The sequence below is a fragment of the Haemophilus sp. THUN1691 genome (assembly GCF_059704425.1).
This window is the reverse complement of sequence record NZ_AP046578.1, coordinates 196,969-221,007: the sequence shown is the minus strand read 5'-3', so window position 1 is coordinate 221,007 and position 24,039 is coordinate 196,969. Positions and strand designations below refer to the sequence as shown.

22 protein-coding genes and 2 pseudogenes are annotated in these 24,039 nt (G+C 38.5%); 20 read left to right on the top strand and 4 right to left on the bottom strand.

Annotated elements, in window-relative coordinates:
* Positions 1-29: 29 nt before the first annotated feature.
* Positions 30-1,355 (top strand): ATP-dependent RNA helicase SrmB, encoded by a 1,326-nt coding sequence (gene srmB, locus AC6H0J_RS01080; protein WP_005627692.1) that lies wholly within the window; start codon positions 30-32, stop codon positions 1,353-1,355.
* Between the two features lie 118 nt (positions 1,356-1,473).
* Here srmB and rdgC read toward each other — a convergent pair whose 3' ends face one another.
* Positions 1,474-2,394 carry a recombination-associated protein RdgC gene (rdgC, locus tag AC6H0J_RS01075; protein ID WP_497512716.1) on the bottom strand — a complete coding sequence of 307 codons (921 nt, stop codon included), beginning with the start codon at positions 2,392-2,394 and terminating at the stop codon, positions 1,474-1,476.
* Between the two features lie 178 nt (positions 2,395-2,572).
* A complete protein-coding gene (locus AC6H0J_RS01070; RefSeq protein ID WP_497512715.1) occupies positions 2,573-3,820 on the bottom strand; it encodes a YadA-like family protein in 1,248 nt (415 codons plus the stop codon).
* 179 nt (positions 3,821-3,999) lie between these two features.
* Here AC6H0J_RS01070 and AC6H0J_RS01065 point away from each other — a divergent pair.
* The 15 genes and pseudogenes from AC6H0J_RS01065 (at position 4,000) to AC6H0J_RS00995 (ending at position 19,263) form a co-directional block, all read left to right on the top strand.
* Positions 4,000-4,645: pseudogene (locus tag AC6H0J_RS01065) on the top strand (IS1595 family transposase).
* Positions 4,646-4,722: 77 nt separating this feature from the next.
* Entirely contained in the window at positions 4,723-5,538 is an 816-nt protein-coding gene (proC, locus tag AC6H0J_RS01060; RefSeq protein ID WP_497512714.1) for a pyrroline-5-carboxylate reductase, read from the top strand.
* On the top strand, positions 5,538-6,704 hold the full coding sequence (locus AC6H0J_RS01055) for a 3-phenylpropionate MFS transporter (RefSeq protein ID WP_005627697.1): 1,167 nt from the start codon (positions 5,538-5,540) through the stop codon (positions 6,702-6,704). Before proC ends, AC6H0J_RS01055 begins: the two co-directional genes overlap by 1 nt.
* Positions 6,705-6,734: 30 nt before the next feature.
* Positions 6,735-7,628, top strand: coding sequence for a site-specific tyrosine recombinase XerD (xerD, locus tag AC6H0J_RS01050; RefSeq protein ID WP_005627699.1), 894 nt, complete (start codon positions 6,735-6,737; stop codon positions 7,626-7,628).
* A gap of 184 nt (positions 7,629-7,812) precedes the next feature.
* On the top strand, positions 7,813-9,450 hold the full coding sequence (pyrG, locus tag AC6H0J_RS01045) for a glutamine hydrolyzing CTP synthase (protein ID WP_005627701.1): 1,638 nt from the start codon (positions 7,813-7,815) through the stop codon (positions 9,448-9,450).
* A 190-nt stretch (positions 9,451-9,640) separates the two neighbouring features.
* The gene (gene eno / locus AC6H0J_RS01040) at positions 9,641-10,951 is read left to right on the top strand and encodes a phosphopyruvate hydratase (protein WP_497512713.1); all 1,311 of its coding nucleotides are present in this window, start codon (positions 9,641-9,643) and stop codon (positions 10,949-10,951) included.
* Between the two features lie 139 nt (positions 10,952-11,090).
* The gene (locus AC6H0J_RS01035; protein WP_032825602.1) at positions 11,091-11,801 is read left to right on the top strand and encodes a hypothetical protein; all 711 of its coding nucleotides are present in this window, start codon (positions 11,091-11,093) and stop codon (positions 11,799-11,801) included.
* 33 nt (positions 11,802-11,834) lie between these two features.
* The gene (locus tag AC6H0J_RS01030; RefSeq protein ID WP_046952787.1) at positions 11,835-12,254 is read left to right on the top strand and encodes a DUF2251 domain-containing protein; all 420 of its coding nucleotides are present in this window, start codon (positions 11,835-11,837) and stop codon (positions 12,252-12,254) included.
* A 12-nt stretch (positions 12,255-12,266) separates the two neighbouring features.
* Positions 12,267-12,848, top strand: a complete 582-nt coding sequence (locus AC6H0J_RS01025) for a DUF1190 domain-containing protein (protein WP_005627707.1) — start codon at positions 12,267-12,269, stop codon at positions 12,846-12,848.
* Positions 12,849-14,030, top strand: a complete 1,182-nt coding sequence (locus AC6H0J_RS01020; protein ID WP_005627708.1) for a glutathionylspermidine synthase family protein — start codon at positions 12,849-12,851, stop codon at positions 14,028-14,030.
* Between the two features lie 285 nt (positions 14,031-14,315).
* Positions 14,316-15,170 carry a formate transporter FocA gene (gene focA, locus AC6H0J_RS01015; protein WP_005627709.1) on the top strand — a complete coding sequence of 285 codons (855 nt, stop codon included), beginning with the start codon at positions 14,316-14,318 and terminating at the stop codon, positions 15,168-15,170.
* 37 nt (positions 15,171-15,207) lie between these two features.
* A complete protein-coding gene (gene pflB, locus AC6H0J_RS01010) occupies positions 15,208-17,520 on the top strand; it encodes a formate C-acetyltransferase (protein ID WP_192885333.1) in 2,313 nt (770 codons plus the stop codon).
* A gap of 82 nt (positions 17,521-17,602) precedes the next feature.
* A pseudogene (locus tag AC6H0J_RS01005) lies at positions 17,603-17,893 on the top strand (putative quinol monooxygenase).
* 115 nt (positions 17,894-18,008) lie between these two features.
* On the top strand, positions 18,009-18,749 hold the full coding sequence (pflA, locus tag AC6H0J_RS01000) for a pyruvate formate lyase 1-activating protein (RefSeq protein ID WP_005627712.1): 741 nt from the start codon (positions 18,009-18,011) through the stop codon (positions 18,747-18,749).
* 31 nt (positions 18,750-18,780) lie between these two features.
* Positions 18,781-19,263 (top strand): surface-adhesin E family protein, encoded by a 483-nt coding sequence (locus tag AC6H0J_RS00995; protein ID WP_005627714.1) that lies wholly within the window; start codon positions 18,781-18,783, stop codon positions 19,261-19,263.
* Between the two features lie 46 nt (positions 19,264-19,309).
* Here the strand turns inward: AC6H0J_RS00995 and dsbB are convergent, their stop codons facing one another.
* The gene (dsbB, locus tag AC6H0J_RS00990; protein WP_005627716.1) at positions 19,310-19,843 is read right to left on the bottom strand and encodes a disulfide bond formation protein DsbB; all 534 of its coding nucleotides are present in this window, start codon (positions 19,841-19,843) and stop codon (positions 19,310-19,312) included.
* A 9-nt stretch (positions 19,844-19,852) separates the two neighbouring features.
* The gene (nhaB, locus tag AC6H0J_RS00985) at positions 19,853-21,397 is read right to left on the bottom strand and encodes a Na(+)/H(+) antiporter NhaB (protein WP_032825605.1); all 1,545 of its coding nucleotides are present in this window, start codon (positions 21,395-21,397) and stop codon (positions 19,853-19,855) included.
* A 126-nt stretch (positions 21,398-21,523) separates the two neighbouring features.
* On the opposite strand from nhaB, the gene fadR reads away from it, so the two are divergent.
* The 4 genes from fadR (at position 21,524) to ruvX (ending at position 24,030) form a co-directional block, all read left to right on the top strand.
* Positions 21,524-22,249 carry a fatty acid metabolism transcriptional regulator FadR gene (gene fadR / locus AC6H0J_RS00980; protein ID WP_005627721.1) on the top strand — a complete coding sequence of 242 codons (726 nt, stop codon included), beginning with the start codon at positions 21,524-21,526 and terminating at the stop codon, positions 22,247-22,249.
* 61 nt (positions 22,250-22,310) lie between these two features.
* A complete protein-coding gene (gene rsmE, locus AC6H0J_RS00975; protein ID WP_005627723.1) occupies positions 22,311-23,048 on the top strand; it encodes a 16S rRNA (uracil(1498)-N(3))-methyltransferase in 738 nt (245 codons plus the stop codon).
* Positions 23,045-23,605, top strand: coding sequence for a YqgE/AlgH family protein (locus AC6H0J_RS00970; protein ID WP_118817204.1), 561 nt, complete (start codon positions 23,045-23,047; stop codon positions 23,603-23,605). The genes rsmE and AC6H0J_RS00970 overlap by 4 nt, the downstream gene beginning before the upstream one ends.
* Positions 23,605-24,030, top strand: coding sequence for a Holliday junction resolvase RuvX (ruvX, locus tag AC6H0J_RS00965; protein WP_005646895.1), 426 nt, complete (start codon positions 23,605-23,607; stop codon positions 24,028-24,030). The genes AC6H0J_RS00970 and ruvX overlap by 1 nt, the downstream gene beginning before the upstream one ends.
* Positions 24,031-24,039: the final 9 nt, after the last annotated feature.

The following is a 24,039-nucleotide window of genomic DNA, read 5'->3' as shown; positions in this document are numbered from 1 at the left end:
CGCCAATTTTAACAAAGAACCGCACAATAATGAATTTATCCCAATTTGAACAATTCGATCTTTCTCCTGAGCTTTTAAAGGCGCTTGAAAAAAAAGGTTATTCCCGCCCAACAGCTATTCAAATGGAAGCCATTCCAGCTGCAATGGAAGAGCGTGATGTATTAGGCTCTGCACCAACGGGAACAGGGAAAACTGCTGCTTTTTTATTACCTGCGCTACAACATTTATTGGATTATCCACGCCGTAAACCAGGCCCGCCGCGTATTTTGGTATTAACGCCAACCCGTGAACTGGCAATGCAAGTAGCTGAACAAGCGGAAGAATTAGCGCAGTTCACCCATTTAAATATTGCGACAATTACAGGTGGTGTGGCGTATCAAAATCACGGCGATGTATTCAATACCAATCAAGATTTAGTGGTGGCTACGCCTGGTCGTTTATTGCAATACATTAAGGAAGAAAATTTTGATTGCCGTTCCGTTGAAATGCTGATTTTTGACGAAGCCGATAGAATGTTACAAATGGGATTTGGGCAAGATGCGGAAAAAATTGCAGCTGAAACCCGTTGGCGAAAACAAACCTTGTTATTTTCTGCAACCTTAGAAGGGGAGCTATTGGTCGATTTTGCGGAGCGTTTATTGAATAATCCCGTTAAAGTAGATGCGGAACCAAGCCGTCGAGAGAGAAAAAAAATCAACCAATGGTATTACCACGCAGACAGCAATGAACACAAAATCAAATTGCTCGCGCGTTTTATTGAAACTGAAGAAGTGACGCGTGGAATTGTGTTTGTTCGCCGTCGTGAAGATGCGCGAGAACTTTCTGAAACATTGCGTAAACGAGGTATTCGTTCTGCGTATTTAGAAGGTGAAATGGCACAAACTCAACGTAATAATGCGATTGATAAGTTGAAATCAGGTATTGTGACGGTATTGGTTGCAACGGATGTGGCGGCGCGTGGTATTGATATTGATGATGTAAGCCACGTTATGAATTTTGATTTGCCTTATAGTGCGGATACTTATTTGCATCGAATTGGACGTACCGCGCGAGCAGGAAAAAAGGGCACGGCGGTCTCTTTTGTCGAAGCTCATGATTACAAGTTGCTAGGTAAAATCAAACGCTATACCGAGGAAATTTTAAAGGCGCGCATTTTAGAAGGTTTAGAACCTCGCACTAAGCCACCAAAAGATGGCGAAGTGAAATCTGTAAGCAAAAAACAAAAGGCACGTATTAAAGAAAAACGCGAAGAAAAGAAAAAAACAGAGGCGAAGAAAAAAGTGAAATTACGTCATAAGGATACGAAAAATATCGGCAAACGACGCAAGCCAAGCAACTCAAATACTGAGCAATAATTTAACGATAAAAGAGCCTTTCCTCATATTTTGGGAAAGGCTTTTGTCTATGTTTGATTTAACCTCTGTCTAGGCAAACATTGTTCAATGAAAAGTGCGGTAAATTTGCAATATGATTTTATAGTCTAGTTTTTTCGCCACCAAATTCATCTAATAAATTTTCGGTGAGTTTGGCTAAAATACCTGTCATCAGTACAAAATCTGCATCGAAACGCTGTGCAAAATCTTCTTTCAGAATATCATCATTTTTTTCGCGTACACTATCTGTAAATTTTAAACGTTTGAGGGTGCAATCCTCGTTAAAAACGAAGGTTAAAGTATCCTCCCATTCTAAGGCTAATTTACTTACTACTTTTTTGCCATCTTGCAGAAGGGCGAGAATTTCTTCATTTTCTAAAGGTTGTTTTTTGCAACGGATAACGCTGTCTTCCTGACTGCCACGAAGCTCGGCTTCTTCTAATGCAAGTAACCAATGCGGTAAGCTATCTTGAAGGATCCAATTGGTTAAAATCGTGCTAGGTTCATTAGCAAAGGCTAAAGGCACGACAGGGAGCGATCCTAAGGACTTGCGCAGTAATGCGAGCGCATCTTCCGCCCGTTTACTTGATGCGGCATCAACATGAACAAGATTATTTTCCGTATCAATCCACAGTGCCGTATGCTGATTTTTACTAAACGCACGAGGTAATAAATTCATCACGACATCATCTTTTAATGTTTGTTTTTCTACCTTTTTAAGTTTGCGATTTTCTTTTTGTTCAAGGCTTTCAATACGGTCATCTAATTCACGTTTGACCACATTTGCTGGCAAGATTTTTTCTTCTTTTTTCGCCACTAATAGAATTTGCTTTCCTACAGAAAAATAGAGTAAATCAGAACCTCTTAATGGGGTTGACCAGCCAAATTTACTTTGATCTTGAGCACCGCAAGGATGGAATTGACAATCTTCCAGTTGAGTTTGTAGCTGTGCAAGATCCCAATCTAGCGGTTTAGTCAGCCTATAAGTCATTAAATTTTTGAACCAAAATTTATTATTCATAGTATTTTACCATATATTATTTTAATCATTAAATTAATGGGTTACTTTTTTTGTGCGCTATTTGTGATTTATTGTATATCAGAACTAAGAGAGCAATACATAATAAAAATCTCCATTGAGATAATTAATCTAATGGAGATTTTGATTCTTTAGTATGAGAAAAATTAATAATTTTAATTTACCAGAAGTAGCCAATACCTATACTGCTTCCCATTTCTTTTTGAGAATTAGTAGTTATCGATAATTTTATACCATATTTTCCGTTTTCAGATAAGTGTGAAATACCGACAGCAATAGAAGATTGGCCTTGATATTGTCCTGCTGCTGCTGTAAAAACAGATTGACCTGGTTTATACGACTGTAACAAGCCTGCTGTAGCAATAGCGGAAGCAGTGCCAGCTTTTCTTTTCTTATTTAATTCTCTATCTTTGAAAGACTCACCAGGTAAGCCTTGCTCTCCCCTAGGTCCTTGATCTCCTATAGGACCTTTATCTCCCACAGGGCCCTTATCTCCCACAGGACCTTTATCTCCCTCAGGACCTTTATCTCCCACAGGGCCTTTATCTCCCTCAGGACCTTTATCTCCCGCAGGACCTTTATCTCCCACAGGGCCTTTATCTCCCGCAGGACCTTTATCTCCCACAGGGCCCTTATCTCCCACAGGGCCTTTATCTCCCTCAGGGCCTTTATCTCCCGCAGGACCTTTATCTCCCGCAGGACCTTTATCTCCTACAGGGCCTTTATCTCCCGCAGGACCTTTATCTCCCGCAGGGCCCTTATCTCCCTCAGGACCTTTATCTCCCGCAGGACCTTTATCTCCCGCAGGACCTTTATCTCCCGCAGGACCTTTATCTCCCACAGGGCCTTTATCTCCTGCAAGGCCTTTATCTCCCTCAGGACCTTTATCTCCCGCAGGGCCCTTATCTCCCGCAGGACCTTTATCTCCCACAGGGCCTTTATCTCCCGCAGGACCTTTATCTCCCGCAGGGCCCTTATCTCCCTCAGGACCTTTATCTCCCGCAGGACCTTTATCTCCCGCAGGACCTTTATCTCCCGCAGGACCTTTATCTCCCACAGGGCCCTTATCTCCCGCAGGAGTCGGATTGTCTGTTGCTTTATTAGGATTTGAAACAAACTTTGATAGATCTAATACTGGGCCTTCATTATTTATACAGATCTCAAATGACTCTTTTCCACATCCATTTTCAACATACTTATCTAAGTCATGTGTTACATCATAATCGGGAGCATCTTTATTGGCTGGATCAAGAAATCTAAGGTACTCTTCTTTAAAATCAGCCGGAATAACTTTATATTTGTCAGTCAGTTTTGCTAAGTCAGCAAATGTTCTAGGATAATCTGCTAATGCAACATTAGAAATTAAAATGAGAGGCGCTGTACAATAAGAAAATAAATAATTTTTCATATTTAATAACCTTTAAAAATTATGTAATGCATATCTACTTCTTGGTAGAGAAGGGGGAGGATTCTACAATGATGTAAAAAATGATTCAATAGTTAGTTAAAATTATGTAGACGAACTAAAAAATTTGGGGGGATGTACTAGATAACGAAATAAAATCCTATTTGAGTCAAAATACTTCAATGAGAAAAAGCCGTTTAATTCAGCATAAACAATATAAATTTATTGAGCTATTTATTGCGGAGTCACCACGAGAACAGCAAGTAAGTTAATTAATATCAATAAGAACACTGCAGCGTATTATTTTCATCATTTACGTTTACTGATTTACCAATCAAGCACTAATTTAGAGATGTTTGAGGGTGAAATTGACGCCTATAAAAGTTATTTTTTTGGTGCCCGAAAAGGTAAATGTGGATGAGGTGCAGCAGGTAAAGTGGCTTATTTTGGCTTCTCAAGCGTAATGGTAAAGTTTATACCGTAGCAGTTCCGAACAGAAAATTAGCAACTTTATTGCCCATTATTCGTGAGAAGGTCAAGCCTGATAGCATCGTTTACACAGATACTCGTAGTTATGATGTTCTTGATGTAAGTGAATTTAGTCACTTTCGCATCAATCACAGCACGCATTTTGCTGAAAATCATAACCACATTAACGGAATTGAGAATTTTGGGAATCAAACAAAACGTCATTTACGCAAATTTAATGGTATTCCTAAAGCACATTTTGAGCTCTATTGAAAGGAATATGAATGGCGTTTTAATCACAGTGATGTAAAATCTCAAATTTCAATTTTAAAACGATTGGTTAAGGTGAGTTTAGTCTAGGTATCTAGTACAGCCCCAAAATTTTTTTGTTATAGGGATATCAACGTTTATTTTTATTTGTAATGAGTAGGACAGTTATGCAACACAAATTGATTGCCTTTATTGGCGGCGGCAATATGGCGCAGGCTATTATTCTTGGCTTGTTGAAACAAGGTTATCCTGCCGAGCAAATTATTGTGAATGATCCGAATGAGGAAAAAAGAGCATTTTTTGCTAATCTTGGCGTGGCAACGTCAGAAAATAATGTGGAAAGTGCAACCAAAGCTGAGGTTGTGTTGCTTGCGGTAAAACCTCAAATGATGGCTGATGTTTGTTCGCGACTAAGTGCGGTGGATTTTTCCGATAAATTATTAATTTCCATTGCTGCGGGTATTTCAACTGAACGCTTGAACGCATTAATTCCAAGTATAAAATCGATAGTGCGTGTCATGCCAAATACGCCCGCATTGGTGGGAGAAGGCATGGCGGGGTTATTCGCACCGAAAAATACGAGTGAAAATTACCGCACTTTTTCACAAGATTTATTGGGAGCTGTGGGAAGAACAGTTTGGGTGGATGATGAAACTCAAATGCACGCAGTAACTGCCGCCTCAGGAAGTAGCCCTGCCTATTTCTTTTTGATGCTGGAAGCGATGCAGCAGGCCTTAATCAAAATGAATATAGATGAAAAAACTGCGCGTGAATTAGTGCAGCAATCTATGCTTGGTGCAGCAAAAATGGTGACAGAAAATCCGCAAATTGCACTTTCAACTTTACGAGAAAATGTCACCTCGAAAGGTGGCACCACTGCGGCGGCGTTAGCAGTATTTGATGCACAACATTTTAATCAAACAATAGAGCAAGCCATGCAAGCTTGTTTGTCTCGTTCACAAGAAATGGAAACTTTATTCTGATGCAAGTTCGTCCTTTTTATTGGCTCGCGCTGAGCTTTCTAGGTTACTACTGCGCTTATGGCGTATTTTTGCCGTTCTTCCCAGCATGGTTGAAATCGCAACAATATGGTGAAGAAATGATTGGTTTAGTGATCGGGAGTGCTTATATTTTCCGATTTGCGGGCGGGTTATTTTTTTCATCGTTAATTAAAAAAGCCAATCATATTATTAGTTCCTTACGTCTATTGGCGTTAGCGTCAGCCATTATTATGGCGGCTATGAGTTTAGTTGCACATAATTTTTGGTTGTTGTTTATTGCTATCGGTTTGTATGCTTCTGTGAATTCAGCGGGAATGCCGATTGGGGATTCGTTGGCATCCACTTGGCAACGCCAAATCGGCTTGGATTACGGCAAAGTACGTTTAATTGGCTCTTCTGCTTTTATCCTTGGCGTAGTGGTATTCGGTGGCATGATTGGGTGGGTTGGCGAGCAAAATATCGTGTGGATTTTAACCGCACTTTTATCCTTCTATACCATCATTCAGCTTTTAAAACCAACTATTCCCCCAAAAGATGAAATACCTGAAGATGGCGCTCAAAATAATATTGGGTTTATTGCTTTACTGAAAAATCCTATTACATTACGAGTCATGATAGCAGTAGGTCTCATTCAAGGCTCTCATGCGGCTTATTATGTTTATAGCACAATTTATTGGACAAGTATTGGGATCTCCGTTTCTCAAACTAGCTTACTTTGGGGCATTGGCGTATTAGCAGAAATTGTATTATTTTTCTTTTCTCGTCGCTTGTTTCAAAATATTTCTATCAGTGTACTACTTTATATTTCTGCGTTTGCGTGCGTTGGACGCTGGGCTGTAATGGGATATATTGAAGATTTTTGGTTGATATTCTTATTACAACTTATGCATAGTTTGACTTATGCCGTGTGCCATTATGCGATTGTTCGCTATATCACCACTCAACCGCAAAGCCATATTGCGAAGTTGCAAGGTTTGTATAATGGTTTATCGAATGGTGTGCTTATTGCTATTTTCACTGCGATTGCAGGTATGATTTATCCAACTTCTCCAGCGATGACATTTGTATTTATGAGTATTATTGCGGCGGCAGCATTTTTTGTGATTCCACGCAAATTAAATGCCTTTTTGATTGTTCAGCATAAATAGGACGCATCGCTTGCCTTGTAGAAACGTAATATGAAAAATCTTGCGCTTATTGATTTGTTTCTTAACGAATATTGGATTGAAAAAGGGCTTTCAGAAAATACCGTTCAATCTTATCGCTTGGATTTAACCGCACTTTGTGATTGGTTGGATAAAAATGACTTGTCTTTGGAAACTTTAGATGCTGTTGATTTGCAAGGTTTTTTGGGTGAACGTCTAGAGAAAGGTTACAAAGCCACGAGCACCGCGCGAATGTTAAGTGCAATGCGTAAACTTTTCCAATATTTATATCGGGAAAAATACCGAGTTGATGATCCAAGTGCGGTGCTAAGTTCGCCTAAATTACCCAGTCGCTTGCCAAAATATTTAACTGAGCAACAAGTGTCTGATTTGCTCAATACGCCAGATGTTGAAGTCCCTTTGGAATTGCGTGATAAAGCAATGTTAGAGTTGCTTTATGCGACGGGGCTTCGTGTCACGGAGTTAGTTTCGCTTACGATTGAAAACATGAGCGTGCAACAAGGCGTGGTGCGAGTGATTGGTAAAGGAAACAAGGAACGTATTGTGCCAATGGGGGAAGAAGCTGCCTATTGGGTTCGTCAATTTATGCTTTATGGTCGTCCTGTTCTCTTAAATGGGCAGAGTTCTGATATTGTGTTTCCAAGTCAGCGCGCACAGCAAATGACTCGTCAAACTTTCTGGCATCGTGTAAAACATTATGCCATTCTCGCGGATATTGATGCTGATGCACTTTCTCCTCACGTTCTTCGCCATGCTTTTGCTACCCATTTAGTGAATCACGGTGCGGATTTACGTGTGGTGCAAATGTTGCTGGGGCACACAGATTTATCCACAACACAGATTTATACTCACGTGGCAAAAGAGAGATTGAAACGATTGCATGAAAGATTTCATCCTAGAGGATAGAAGTCTAACAAGGCTTTACATGCTAATTGTGGTTTTCTAATTGAGTTCATTGACCAAATCAGGTAAACTACCGTCCCGTCTTTGATAGCTAGTTATCTTCGATTTTTGACCGCACTTTTGGTTGATTTTGTCTGTAAGATGATTAGCTATAATCATTTATATCCCAATACAGATTAGGTTTCCTATGGCTACAAATTATATTTTCGTCACTGGCGGTGTTGTTTCATCGTTAGGTAAAGGCATTGCGGCAGCATCATTGGCGGCAATTTTAGAAGCTCGTGGTTTAAACGTAACTATTATGAAATTAGATCCATATATTAATGTGGATCCGGGTACGATGAGCCCAACCCAACATGGGGAAGTTTTCGTTACACAAGATGGCGCTGAAACAGATTTAGACTTGGGTCACTATGAGCGTTTTATCCGCACGAAAATGACTAAACGTAATAACTTCACCACAGGTAAAATTTATTCTGAAGTATTACGTAAAGAGCGTCGTGGCGATTATCTTGGTGCAACAATTCAAGTGATTCCACATATTACCAATGAAATTAAAGATCGCGTCATTGCTGGCGCTCAAGGTCATGATGTTGTGATTGTTGAAGTGGGCGGTACCGTTGGTGATATTGAATCACTCCCATTCTTAGAAGCATTACGTCAATTAGCCGTTCAAGTTGGTCGTGAACATACGTTATTTATGCACTTAACTTTAGTGCCTTATATTCCAACGGCGGGTGAAGTAAAAACTAAACCAACCCAACATTCGGTAAAAGAATTACTTTCTATTGGTATTCAACCTGATGTGTTGATTTGCCGTTCAGATCGCATGATTCCACCAAATGAACGTGCGAAAATTGCTTTATTCTGTAACGTTCCAGAACGTGCTGTCATTTCATTAAAAGATGTAAATTCTATTTATCAAATCCCAGCATTATTAAAATCTCAAGGTTTAGATGATTTCGTCTGTGAACGTTTCCGTTTAACTTGCCCTGAAGCGGATCTGTCTGAATGGGAGCAAGTGCTTTACAAACAAGCTAATCCAGTGGGTGAAGTGACCATTGGTATGGTGGGTAAATATACAGAGTTACCTGATGCCTATAAATCTGTAAATGAAGCGTTGAAACATGCAGGTTTAACGAATCGTTTAAGCGTTAACATTAAATATATTGATTCCCAAGATGTTGAAACTAAAGGTGTTGAAGTATTAAAAGGTATTGATGGCATTCTTGTTCCTGGTGGATTCGGTTATCGTGGTGTGGAGGGTAAGATTCGTACCGCACAATATGCACGTGAAAACAAAATTCCTTACTTGGGCATTTGCTTGGGTATGCAGATCGCATTGATTGAATATGCACGTAATGTAGCGGGTTTAACTAAAGCAAATTCATCTGAATTTGATAAAGATTGCGAACAACCTGTGGTTGCATTAATCACGGAATGGCAAGATGCAGATGGTAATACTGAAGTACGTACCGATGAATCTGATCTTGGCGGAACAATGCGTTTAGGCGCACAACAATGTCATTTGGTGTCAGGCAGCCGCGCCCGCGAGCTTTATGGCAAAGAAACCATTGAAGAGCGTCACCGTCATCGCTATGAAGTGAACAATATCTTACTTCCACAAATTGAAAAAGCAGGATTGAAAGTAACTGGCTTATCTGCAGATAAAAAATTGGTAGAAATTATCGAGGTTCCAAATCATCCTTGGTTTGTCGCTTGCCAATTCCATCCAGAATTTACTTCTACGCCTCGTGATGGCCATCCGTTGTTTGCAGGCTTTGTAAAAGCAGCCTATGAAAATCACAAACAATCTGTGAAGTAATTGATTAAATTAGAGTAAAAAGAGCGGTGAGAAACGACAAATTTTTTCACCGCTCTTTTATTTTGTAAAAATAGATAAAGATCAAAGCATACGCATTTTTTACAAGACAAAATCTCAAAATAGCTTTATCATATCGCCTGTTTTAGGCTCGCCTAACCCGTTTTAATTAACTTAATTGAGGAAAATAAAAATGGCAAAAATCGTTAAAGTCATTGGTCGTGAAATCATCGACTCTCGTGGTAACCCAACTGTAGAAGCTGAAGTTCATCTTGAAGGTGGTTTCGTTGGTTTAGCAGCTGCGCCATCAGGTGCATCTACTGGTTCTCGTGAAGCATTAGAATTACGTGACGGCGACAAATCTCGTTTCTTAGGCAAAGGTGTATTAAAAGCAGTTACAGCAGTAAACGGTCCTATCGCAGATGCATTAGTGGGTAAAGAAGCGTCTAACCAAGCTGAAATCGACCAAATCATGATCGATTTAGACGGTACTGAAAACAAATCTAACTTCGGTGCAAACGCAATCTTAGCGGTATCTTTAGCAAACGCAAAAGCAGCAGCTGCATCTAAAGGTTTACCTCTTTACGCTTACATCGCAGAACTTAACGGCACGCCAGGCGTTTACTCTATGCCATTACCAATGATGAACATCATCAACGGTGGTGAGCACGCAGATAACAACGTTGATATCCAAGAATTCATGATTCAACCAGTTGGTGCTAAAACATTACGCGAAGCACTTCGTATCGGTGCTGAAGTATTCCACAACCTTGCGAAAGTATTAAAATCTAAAGGCATGAGCACTGCTGTAGGTGATGAAGGTGGTTTCGCACCTAACTTAGCATCTAACGCAGACGCTTTAGCATGTATCAAAGAAGCTGTAGAAAAAGCAGGTTATGTATTAGATAAAGATGTCACCTTAGCAATGGACTGCGCATCATCTGAGTTCTACAACAAAGAAACCGGCAAATACGAAATGAAAGGCGAAGGCCGTTCATTCACTTCTCAAGAGTTCACACACTATCTTGAAGAATTAACCAAACAATACCCAATCGTGTCTATCGAAGATGGTCAAGATGAATCTGACTGGGATGGTTTCGCATACCAAACTAAAGTGTTAGGCGACCGCGTTCAATTAGTGGGCGACGACTTATTCGTTACTAACACCAAAATCTTAAAAGAGGGTATCGAAAAAGGTATCGCAAACTCTATCTTAATCAAATTCAACCAAATCGGTTCTTTAACTGAAACTTTAGCAGCAATCAAAATGGCTAAAGATGCAGGTTACACCGCTGTAATCTCTCACCGTTCAGGTGAAACCGAAGATGCGACTATCGCTGATTTAGCGGTTGGTACAGCAGCAGGTCAAATCAAAACTGGTTCTATGAGCCGTTCTGACCGTATTGCGAAATACAACCAATTAATCCGTATCGAAGAAGCATTAGAGCGTGCTGGTACACCAGCTCCGTTCTTAGGTTTAAAAGCGGTTAAAGGTCAAGCATAATTTTTGCTTAATTTAATGTAAAATAGCACCGCACTTTGCATAAAAGTGCGGTGTTTTTTTATAAAATTGCAAAGCAATAGCTTGCCTATTATTTTTATCTAGATATTATCTGATTAACTAATTAAACTCCGTAAAAATTATGAATGCAAAACTAGAGCTATACAGAAGATATTATTGTGTTGAAAGAGACATCAATTATTTTTCCGTATTAACCGAATGGGCTACTGCTTATCTTATACAACAAGAATATGAAGATAATATTTATGAATTAGCACTAGCAAAAACTAGAAAAGAAGCATTATTTTTATCTGATAAAATTCTAGAGAATGTTGTATTTAATGGCAAAAATTTACAAATAGTTTCTATAGATGATAATACATCTATGTTTGATGCATTACCTAATGATATCAATTCTGCTGTGCTGTTAGGTGAATGGTATAATTGCCAAGAATACCAAATCGATTCGATGTTGATTTATCAAATTGAATTTGAACATAAATTATTAAATAGAATAAATAAAATATTTCATAAAGAAACAAACCTATTTACATTTAAATGTAATAAATGGGTTAAAAAAATTTATGAAAACAAAAATAAAATTAGACAACATCTATTCAAATATTTAGAAATACAATATGAAGAAGAGTTTAATCTTTATAAAGAAGCCCGTATTTTGGATTATCTTTATAGGATCACAGATATAAGTTTCAATATAAAATCAAACTTATCAATAATACCTCTTAGAAAAAGTGATTTGAATCCTGAAGAATACAATTTACCAAATCTACCAGCTGAGGTCATATGGATAGAATTAGATAGAGATATTAATATTATAGCAATAGATGATTAGTCTATCAAAAACTTCAATTCAAGAGGAAATACCATGTTACACTTAACCCTCGAAGATCAACTCTTTCTCGGTCAACCAAAGCAAGTAGGTACACTCTCGACTGTGCATGATCACCTGGCAGTGATGTTTGAAGATGACGGTGAAACGGGCTATTTTTATGCACTTGATATGCGTCAAAATGCTCAACCGATAGTGGATATGTTGCACGTGTATAATGTTGATTCAACCTCTAATCATCATGAGGCTCGCAAACTTGAAATTTGTTGGGATGAGAGTGGTTATTTAGCATTTTTGCTTATTAATGGCTATCCTCATGCCGTATTTGATTTTGCTCGTTTAGTCGGCTATAACAGCAATAAATATCCACAACCAGATTTAATGAGTATGTGGACTCGTGAAGAAATTACCAATAAACAGGCCGAGCAATGGCTAGGCGTGAAAACCATTCGATAAAAATTGAGAACAATGAAAAAGAAAAATCAGATTTTAGTTAGTTTATCTATTGTGGCCTTATTAGGGGGCTGTTCAGAAGAACAAGTACAACGTGATGTGTATCAGTCTTTAGACGATTGTTTAGCGGATTGGAAAAAAATTGAGCTTTGTGAGGCAGATAAAAATACCGAGAGCACTCAGAGAACTGAAACCACACCACAGCAGGGGCTTGGTTTAAATATTCGTGATAACGGTAATGCAGAAAGTGCGGTAAAAAATCCAGCTGAAAATAATGCACAAGCTAATCAAAGCGAGAACAATGCCGAATCGACTGCAAAAGCTGAAAGTACCGATCCTTCTTTAGCGGCCGCGATTGCTGGTGGCGTTATGGGGTATATGGCGGCTCGTGCAATCAGTAGTTTCCTTGGCCCAAGTTATCATCCTGGAAATCGAGCTGTCACTACGCCAACAGGGCAAGTTGTGCAACCGCAAACAAATCGTTCTGTTGGAAAACCAATGCTCGTGAAAGGAAATGCAGGAAGCATGAATAGCAAACCTGTATCTCGTGGTGGTTTTAGTAGCCCAAATAATACTAATCGTAGCAGTGGAGGCTAAATGAAACGTGTAACTGGGTTTCCGACTCGACCAGATATGGTGCAACAGCTACTTAATGTTGGATTTGATTATTATAACTTGCCTTCTAGTGATGGATCTCATTATTGGTCTGATAATGTCGCCTATGAATTTACCTTAGCGGAAATTGATCGCATTGAGGATACAACTAACGAATTACATTCAATGTGTTTAGATTTTGCGGCGGATGAAATTAAAAAAGGCGATTATGAAAATTATCATTTTACGGAGTTGCAAAAACAGCTTATTGAAACCTCTTGGCGTAATCAAGATCCTTATTTATATGGACGCTTTGATTTTGGCTATGATGGCGATAATCTAAAAATGTTTGAATATAACGCCGATACGCCAACATCTTTGTTGGAGGCTGCGGTTGTTCAATGGCAGTGGTTGGAGCAAATTGAGGGACTGAAACATCGTGATCAATTTAACTGGATTCATGAAGAATTAATAAAACATTTCCAATTTTTGAAACAACAAAGCGGCAAAACAGATTTCCATTTGAGTGCCATGCAGGATGCTGGCCGTGAAGATTGGGGCAATGTAGATTATTTAGCTGATGTGGCTTATAACGCAGGTTGGAATATTCATCAATTAGCAGTGGAAGATATTGGCTATAACAGCGAAACAGAAAAATTTGTAGATTTAAATGAACAGCCTATTGAAATGTTATTTAAATTGTATCCACTGGAATGGCTAAGCCACGCTGAGTTTGCTCGCCATATTACAACCGCTGAAACACGATTTATTGAGCCTGCGTGGAAAATGTTGTTAAGTAATAAAGCACTATTGGCAAAACTTTGGGCGCGTTATCCTAATCATCCGAATTTATTGCCTGCTTATTTTACGCCCTTCGAATTACCAAAAGATTTATCAATGTGGGTGAAAAAACCATTGTTAGGTCGAGAAGGTGCCAATGTCTTCTATTATGAGAAAAACAATGGCGTAGAATTTGCAGCGAAAGGAAGCGAACACTCTACGTTTTATGGTAATTCAGGTTATGTTTATCAACAAAAATTTGAATTACCGAGTTTTGATGGAATGTATCCCATTATCGGCTCTTGGGTTGTGGGTGATGTGGCTTGCGGTATGGGATTACGCGAAGATTTTACGGCTGTGACGGGTAATGATAGTCATTTTATACCTCATTATTTTGTACCTTAATGTGTCCTGAGTATTGCTAAAATAACCAGAAAATTAACCGCACTTTTGTCTTTTTTGATAAAAGTGCGGTTATTTTTTTACCTAAAAACTATCACTAAAGAGTTATGGTTATTTTATCTGAAAAAATCTTGCAAAATATCAAATTTTGTTAGAATAAATCGTAGCATTTCTTTGAAATGAAAAATTAAAAGAGTAAAATGTCCTCGGTGGTAGAAGTATTTGAAGTTGTAAACATATTAGAAGTATTAAATTTTCATCAAATTTTTTAATATTTGGAGTTTGATTATGGCATCAGAAATTCAAAAACTGTCTTCTGTTGCGCTCACACCTGTTGAAGCAACGGATTATGCAGAAAGTACAGCTACTTATAAAGCAAATAAACGTCCATTTTTATCGTTTATGTCTGGCATTAGTGCTGGAGCTTGTATTGCTTTAGCTTTTGTATTTTACACGACAACACAAGCTGCTAGTGCCGGAGCACCTTGGGGGCTGACCAAATTAGTGGGTGGGTTAGTATTCTCATTAGGTGTGATTATGGTGGTGATATTAGGATCTGAATTATTCACCTCTTCTACTTTAACATTAGTTGCCCGTGTTGGTGGTAAGATAACCACAACGCAAATGATCCGAAATTGGATTGTAGTATATTTAGGCAACTTTGTGGGCGGTTTATTTATTGCGGCTGTTATTTGGTTTGGGGGGCAAACCATGGCAGCAAATGGCCAATGGGGTTTAACAATTCTTGCAACCGCCCAACATAAAATTCATCACACGTGGTTTGAAGCATTTAATCTAGGTATTTTATGCAACATTATGGTGTGTGTGGCGATTTGGATGTCTTATTCTGGTAAGACTGTTACAGACAAAGCTTTTATTATGATTATGCCGATTGGTTTGTTTGTTGCGTCAGGATTTGAACACTGTGTGGCAAATATGTTTATGATTCCGATGGGAATTATTACCGCACATTTTAGTACTCCTGAATTTTGGCAACAAATCGGCGTTGATCCGATGAAATACGCAGATTTAGATTTGTATCATTTCATTGTGAAGAATTTAATTCCCGTAACGTTGGGAAATATTGTCGGCGGGGCAATTTGCATGGGTGTATTCCAACGTTATTTAACCAAAACTCATTAAAGATTTACTTATTTATTAATTAACAAAGGAAATGACTATGTCAGAACTTAATGAAGCGCAAAAATTGGCGTGGGCTGGTTTTGCTGGTGGTGATTGGCAAGAAAATGTCAATGTACGTGACTTTATCCAAAAAAACTATACCCCGTATGAAGGCGATGACTCTTTCTTAGCAGGTCCAACTGAAGCAACAACTAAGCTTTGGGAATCTGTGATGGAAGGAATTAAAATTGAAAACCGTACTCACGCGCCATTAGATTTTGATGAACATACTCCATCTACCATTATCTCTCACGCACCAGGTTACATTAACAAAGATTTAGAAAAAATCGTTGGTCTTCAAACTGATGAACCTTTAAAACGTGCCATTATGCCATTCGGTGGTATCAAAATGGTGGAAGGTTCTTGTAAAGTTTATGGTCGTGAACTTGATCCAAAAGTGAAAAAAATCTTCACTGAATACCGTAAAACACATAACCAAGGTGTATTCGATGTTTATACGCCAGATATTTTACGTTGTCGTAAATCTGGTGTATTAACTGGTCTTCCAGATGCTTATGGTCGTGGTCGTATTATTGGTGACTACCGTCGTGTAGCGCTTTACGGTGTTGACTTCTTAATGAAAGATAAATACGCACAATTCTCTTCTTTACAAAAAGATTTAGAAGATGGCGTAAATCTTGAAACAACAATTCGTTTACGTGAAGAAATCGCAGAACAACACCGCGCATTAGGCCAATTAAAACAAATGGCTGCAAGCTATGGTTATGATATTTCTAACCCGGCAACTAATGCTCAAGAAGCCATTCAATGGATGTACTTTGCTTATCTTGCTGCAATCAAATCACAAAATGGTGCGGCAATGTCATTCGGTCGTACTGCAACCTTTATCGATATCTATATCGAACGTGATTTACAAGCAGGAAAAATTACTGAAACTGAAGCGCAAGAATTAGTTGACCACTTAGTCATGAAACTCCGTATGGTTCGTTTCTTACGTACTCCTGAATACGATCAATTATTCTCAGGCGACCCAATGTGGGCAACTGAAACCATCGCAGGTATGGGGTTAGATGGTCGTACATTAGTAACCAAAAATACATTCCGTATTTTACACACCCTTTACAACATGGGTACTTCTCCAGAGCCAAACTTAACGATTCTTTGGTCTGAACAATTACCTGAAAACTTCAAACGTTTCTGTGCGAAAGTATCGATTGATACCTCATCAGTTCAATACGAAAACGATGATTTAATGCGTCCAGACTTCAACAATGATGACTACGCAATCGCATGTTGTGTATCACCAATGGTTGTTGGTAAACAAATGCAATTCTTCGGTGCGCGTGCAAACTTAGCGAAAACATTGTTATACGCAATCAACGGCGGTATCGATGAAAAATTAGGTATGCAAGTAGGTCCGAAAACTACACCAATTACTGATGAAGTATTAGATTTTGATACAGTAATGACCCGTATGGATAGCTTTATGGATTGGTTGGCAAAACAATATGTAACTGCCTTAAACATCATCCACTACATGCACGATAAATATTCATACGAAGCAGCATTAATGGCATTACATGATCGTGATGTATACCGTACTATGGCTTGTGGTATCGCTGGTCTTTCTGTTGCAGCAGACTCACTTTCAGCAATTAAATATGCGAAAGTTAAACCAGTTCGTGGCGACATCAAAGATAAAGATGGCAATGTTGTAGCAAGCAACGTAGCGATCGACTTCGAAATCGAAGGTGAATATCCACAATATGGTAACAACGACAACCGTGTTGATGACATCGCTTGTGACTTAGTTGAACGTTTCATGAAGAAAATTCAAAAACTTAAAACTTACCGCAATGCAGTGCCTACACAATCAGTATTAACCATTACTTCTAACGTAGTTTATGGTAAGAAAACTGGTAATACTCCAGATGGCCGTCGTGCTGGTGCACCATTCGGACCAGGTGCAAACCCAATGCATGGTCGTGACCAGAAAGGTGCGGTAGCATCATTAACTTCTGTGGCTAAACTTCCATTTGCTTACGCGAAAGATGGTATTTCTTATACCTTCTCAATCGTACCAAATGCGTTAGGTAAAGATGCAGAAGCACAACGCCGTAATCTTGCTGGCTTAATGGATGGTTACTTCCACCACGAAGCAACAGTAGAAGGCGGTCAACACTTAAACGTAAACGTGTTAAACCGTGAAATGTTGTTAGATGCAATGGAAAATCCGGATAAATATCCGCAATTAACCATCCGTGTATCTGGTTACGCAGTACGTTTCAACTCTTTAACTAAAGAGCAACAACAAGACGTCGTAACCCGTACATTTACTGAGTCTTTCTAAGTAAATAATATTATGTTTTAATATAAACCACTCACAAACTAATTTTGTGAGTGGTTTATTTTTATATATAGGAGAGCAAATTATGCTAACAGTTATTGCCTAATTTTCAGTAAAAGCGGAAAAAATTAATGATTTTCTAACCCAATGCCAAGAATTAATTAAGCATACTCGTCAAGAAACAGGATGCGTATCTTATGAATTACAACAAAATAGCGAGCAAGCTAATCATTATGTTTTTATTGAGCAATGGAAAAGCAAAGCCGATTTAGAACAACATTTTGCAACGCCACACTTTACCTCAATTGTACCTGTACTGGTCGAATATTGTGAACAAGCACCAGTGGTGCAAACTTTTCAAAAAGTCAGCGAATAATGACCGCACTTTGATAAATATATTTTAATAATGAGCCTGATTTAAATCAGGCTCATTTTTTATAGACTAAATATTTGGTAAAATTTAGCTATATCTAGTTTTAGGAAATTTATGTATGTCAGTTCTTGGAAGAATTCACTCTTTTGAATCCTGTGGCACTGTAGATGGGCCAGGTATTCGTTTTATTTTATTTATGCAAGGCTGCTTGATGCGCTGCAAATATTGCCACAATCGTGATACCTGGGATCTTGAAGGTGGTAAAGAAATCAGTGTCGAAGATTTAATGAAAGAAGTCGTGACTTATCGCCATTTTATGAATGCTACTGGCGGTGGTGTCACGGCATCAGGCGGTGAGGCTGTGTTACAAGCAGAGTTTGTGCGCGATTGGTTCCGTGCTTGTAAAGAGGAAGGGATTAATACTTGCTTAGATACAAATGGTTTTGTACGTCATTATGATCATATTATTGATGAATTATTAGATGCAACGGATCTTGTTTTACTCGATTTAAAAGAGCTTAATGATCAAGTTCATCAAAATCTTATTGGAGTACCAAATAAACGTACCCTTGAATTTGCAAAATATTTGCAAAAACGTAATCAACGTACATGGATTCGTTATGTTGTTGTTCCTGGTTATACCGATAGCGATCACGATGTGCATTTATTAGGTCAGTTTATTGAAGGTATGACCAATATTGAAAAAGTTGAACTTCTTCCTTATCATCGATTAGGTGCGCATAAATGGAAAACCCTTGGGTTAGATTATGAGCTTGAAGAGGTATTACCGCCAACCAAAGAATTGTTAGAACATATTAAAACAATCCTAGAAGGTTATGGGCACACTGTAAAATTCTAGAGTGAATGTCAACTAACATAAGGAGTGAATAATGAAAAAACTGATTTTAATATTATCATTTGGGTTACTTACTGCCTGTTCTGCGCAAACTCAAAAGGCTGAACAAAATGATGTGAAGCTGACACCACCGACTGATGTGCGAAGCGGATATGTACGTTTAGTGAAGAATGCAAATTATTATATCGATAGTGAATCGATCTGGGTGGATAATCAAGAGCCACAAATTGTACATTTTGATGCAGTGGTAAATTTAGATAAGGGATTGTATGTTTATCCTGAGCCTAGACGTTATGCACGTTCTGTTCGTCAGTACAAGATTTTGAATTGTGCAAATTATCATTTAACTCAAGTGCGAACTGATTTCTATGATGAGTTTTGGGGACAGGGTTTACGTGCAGCACCTAAAAAGCAAAAGAAACATACGTTAAGTTTAACACCTGATACAACGCTTTATAATGCTACTCAGATTATTTGTGTGAATTATGGCAGAGCACAGCCTTCAGATAAAAAATAACAAAATCTAGCGAATAAAAAATACGGTGAAATTTCACCGTATTTTTTTAATTAAATATTCTTCTTTGTTTTCGTGTTTTGACTACTTGCACTATTAATAATAAAGCAAGAATTATCACATATACTGCAAAAATAAATACCAACCATTGCACCATAGTCACACCTAATAATGACCATTGACTTTCATTACAAGAGCCAGTCGGGCTAAACATAAATGGAAACCATTGGTGAAACGGTAAAGTCTCAGGAAAGTTTGGAATAAATTCACATTGTTTCCAAGGGGCAGGATTCATTTGTAAATCAAGATGACGGAATGAAACCAACAATCCCTTAATGCCACTGAATAAGCCTAATGCCAAAGCGATTAATCGAATGATTAAAGCGCGAGGTTGAAGTAAACCTATAATGCCCGCAATAAACAACCCAATTATTGCTAAACGTTCATACACGCAAAGTACACAAGGTTGTAATCCCATTCCATATTGGAAGTAAAGTGCGGTGGATTCTAGTGCTAAACTTGAGAATGCCAGCAGTAACCATGCAGAACGTTTTTCAGAGAATCGTTTTAAAAGCGCGAGCATTTCTTCTCCTTAGATTGGCAAAATTAAGCCTAAACTTGCTAGCCAAATAGTGGCGGCTGGTAAGATAAATTCAATAGCTAGTAAACCAATGAGTGAAAGTACAATCGTGTAAGGTAAAGCCATATAAACCATTCTTCCGTAAGAAAGACGAATTAATGGCGCTAGCGATGAAGTCAATAAGAACAAGAATGCGGCTTGTCCATTTGGTGTCGCTACTGATGGTAAGTTTGTCCCTGTATTGATTGCAACAGAGAGCAATTCAAATTGGTGCGGAGCAATTACGCCATTCGTTAATGCTGCTTTGGCTTCATTGATGTAAACAGTTGCGACGAATACGTTATCAGAGATAGAAGAAAGCAAGCCGTTAAATACATAGAATAAGGCAAGCTGTGTATTTTCTTCTGAAGAAAGTACGAAGTGAATGATTGGCGCAAAAAGTTTTTGATCAATAATTACGGCAACCACTGAGAAGAATACTACGAGCAATGCAGTGAAAGGCAAGGATTCTTGGAATGCTTTACCGATAGTGTGCTCGTCAGTCACACCTGTGAATGCTGTAGCAAAAATGATGATACTTAAACCAATTAAGCCCACCGCCGCAAGATGGAACGCCAACCCAAGAATTAACCAAATAGCGATTAACGCTTGGACGCCTAATTTAATTTTGTCTTGTTTGGACATTTTCTCTGAATTAGTGCGGTCTAAATCTGACAAGATTTTCCATACGTCTTCAGGTAATTTTTCACCATAACCAAATAATTTGAATTTTTCGACTAAGAAGCAAGTGAGCAATCCGCAGATAAATACTGGAACAGTAACTGGCGCCATGCGGAAGAAAAATTCGATAAAGTTCCATTTGGCTTGTTCGGCAATGATTAAGTTTTGTGGTTCACCCACCATTGTCATTACGCCACCAAGTGCGGTTCCGACGCCCGCATGCATCATCAAACTACGTAAGAATGAACGGAATTTTTCTAAGGTTTCGTGATGTTGTGTTGCAATTTTTCCATCATCGGCAATATCAACAGCATCAATTAAATTATTACCTGATGCGACTTTGTGATAAACACCATAGAATCCCATTGCTACGCTGATAATTACGGCAACAACCGTTAATGCATCAAGGAAGGCTGATAGGAAGGCTGCGCTAAAACAGAAAGCTAAAGAAAGCGCGATTTTTGAACGAATTTTGACAAGTAATTTCGTGAATACGTAAAGAAGCAGTTGTTTCATGAAGAAAATCCCTGCCACCATGAACATTAATAGCAATACCACTTCAAAGTTTGCCATAATTTCCGTTTTTACGTGTTCTACGTTAGTCATCCCTATAATAATAGCTTCAATCGCTAATAAGCCACCGGGTTGCAACGGATAGCATTTTAATGCCATTGCTAACGTAAAAATGAATTCAGCAACGAGCAACCAACCCGCAAGAAAGGGGCTGATAAAAAAGAAAATAATTGGATTAACAATGAGAAAAACGACAATGGCGAGTTTGTACCAATTTGGGCTCGCGCCAAGAAAGTTTTTCATAAAGGCTTGTGTGTTTGTCATAGAGCACTCCATTATTTTTTTATTGCGCTAACATTGTAATATATCCCCCTTTAAAGGATAATAAAAAGTAAGTAATTTTTTTATAAAATTGCATTTTTTTTTGATTTTTATCTGATTTTTTAATTTATGCAACATGATAATGACATTTTGAAAGCCCAAAGCCCCGCCGCTTTAGCTGAAGAATATATAGTGAAAAGCATTTGGCAAGATGTTTTCCCAGCGGGCAGCAATTTACCCTCAGAGCGTGATTTGGCTGATAAGATTGGTGTAACTCGTACAACTTTACGTGAAGTTTTACAACGTTTGGCGCGTGATGGTTGGTTGACGATTCAGCACGGTAAACCCACAAAAGTAAATAATATTTGGGACACAGCAGGGCCGAATATTATTGAAACGCTAATCGGTTTAGATATGCAGTCAGCACCTTTGATTATTGACAATATGTTGTCTTTACGCAGTAAAATGTCTGAATCTTATATTTATGAGGCAGTAAAAAATTCTCCTCAACAATCTGCCGCACTTTTTGCCGAATTAGATCAATTACAAAATACGGCGCAAGATTACACAGAATTTGATTACAAATTATTTCGTCAATTTACCGTAGTGGCTAACAAACCCTTTTATCGTTTAATTTTTAATAGTTTGAAAGGGGTCTATCAACGAATTGGTTTTTTATTTTTTAAAGAAGAAAAACACCGAGAACTTACAAAAACGTTCTATTTAGAAATGCAACAAATTTGCCTTGCGGGAAATGCTGATGCGGTGGTGGATTGTATTCGTAAACATAATTTACGTTCTTCAACTTATTGGAAAGCTATTCTAGAGCGATTGCCGCAGAACCTTTCGGATTAATTTCAATATCAAAAGTGCGGTGAATTTTAACCGCACTTTTTCATTCATATAGATAAACATTATGCGCATACCAAGAATTTATCATCCAGAATCCCTTGAAAATCAAACTCAATGTCAACTTTCCGAAGACGCGGCAAACCATGTAGGGCGCGTGTTAAGAATGATAGAGGGCGAGCAAATTGAACTCTTTGATGGTTCTAATCATATTTATCCAGCCAAAATTATTGAGTCGAATAAAAAAACTGTAAAGGTAGCGATTTTGGGGCGTGAGCTTGCGGATAAAGAATCCAATTTAAAAATTCATTTGGGGCAAGTGATTTCTCGCGGAGAGCGAATGGAATTTACCATTCAAAAATCGGTGGAATTGGGAGTGAACGTGATTACGCCATTATGGTCAGAACGCTGTGGCGTAAAACTTGATGGTGAACGCATGGATAAAAAAATTCAACAATGGCAAAAAATTGCGATTGCTGCTTGTGAACAGTGTGGCCGTAATATTGTGCCGGAGATTCGTCCACTGATGAAATTACAAGATTGGTGTGCAGAAAATGACGGAGCGCTAAAATTGAATTTACATCCACGAGCGCAATATTCGATTAAAACGTTACCGAATATTCCCGTTGAAGGTGTTCGCTTATTAATTGGCTCAGAAGGTGGATTATCTGTACAAGAAATTGCACAAACTGAACAGCAAGGATTTACTGAAATTTTATTAGGAAAGCGTGTTTTGCGTACTGAAACTGCATCGCTTGCGGCGATTAGTGCACTACAGATTTGTTTTGGAGATTTAGGTGAATGATGGAGTTACAAGGGAAATTTTTGATCGCGATGCCACATTTAGATGATTATTTTAATCGTACTGTGGTGTTTATGTGCGAGCATAATGAGCAAGGCTCGATGGGGTTAGTGATTAATCAGCCAACGGATTTAAGCATTGCGGAACTTTATTCAAAACTCAATTTTATGATGAAAAATGACCGCACTTTTAGCAATGAAATGGTGGTAGCAGGTGGCCCTATGCATAGCGAAAGAGGTTTTATTCTACATAAGAATACACCGAATGAATTCCAGCATACTTATAAAATCACGGATGATCTTTCAATGACAACCTCTGCTGATGTAATAGAGACGCTAGCTTCTGAACTTGCACCAGAAAAATATCTTATCGCTCTAGGGTGCTCTAGCTGGGAGGCAGGGCAATTAGAAAAAGAAATCACTGATAATGCTTGGTTAGTCGCTACTGCGAACGATCAGATTTTATTTGATATGCCTTATGATGAGCGCTATGTTGCGGCGAATCAATTGCTTGGTATTCACCCACATAATTTTGTGTTTGCACAAGTGGGGCATAGCTAATGGGGATTACTGCACTTGCTTTTGATTTTGGTACCAAAAGTATTGGCTGTGCTGTAGGGCAAAGTATTACTGGCACCGCTCAAGCCTTACCTGCTTTTAAGGCGCAAGATGGTATTCCAAACTGGGATGCGATCGAAAAATGCTTGAAAGAATGGAAACCAGATGTTGTTGTAGTTGGTTTGCCTTTAAATATGGATGGAACAGAGCAAGATCTCACTTTGCGTGCTCGTAAATTTGCAAATCGTTTACAAGGTCGTTTTGGTGTTAATGTTCAGCTACAAGATGAACGTTTAACAACAACTGAGGCACGCAGTGAAATTTTTGACAGAGGCGGTTTTCGTGCCTTAAAAAAAGGCAAAGTAGATGGGATCTCTGCTTGTTTGATTCTAGAAAGTTGGTTTGAGGTTGCAGAATACTCCGAGTAAAAAAAGCCC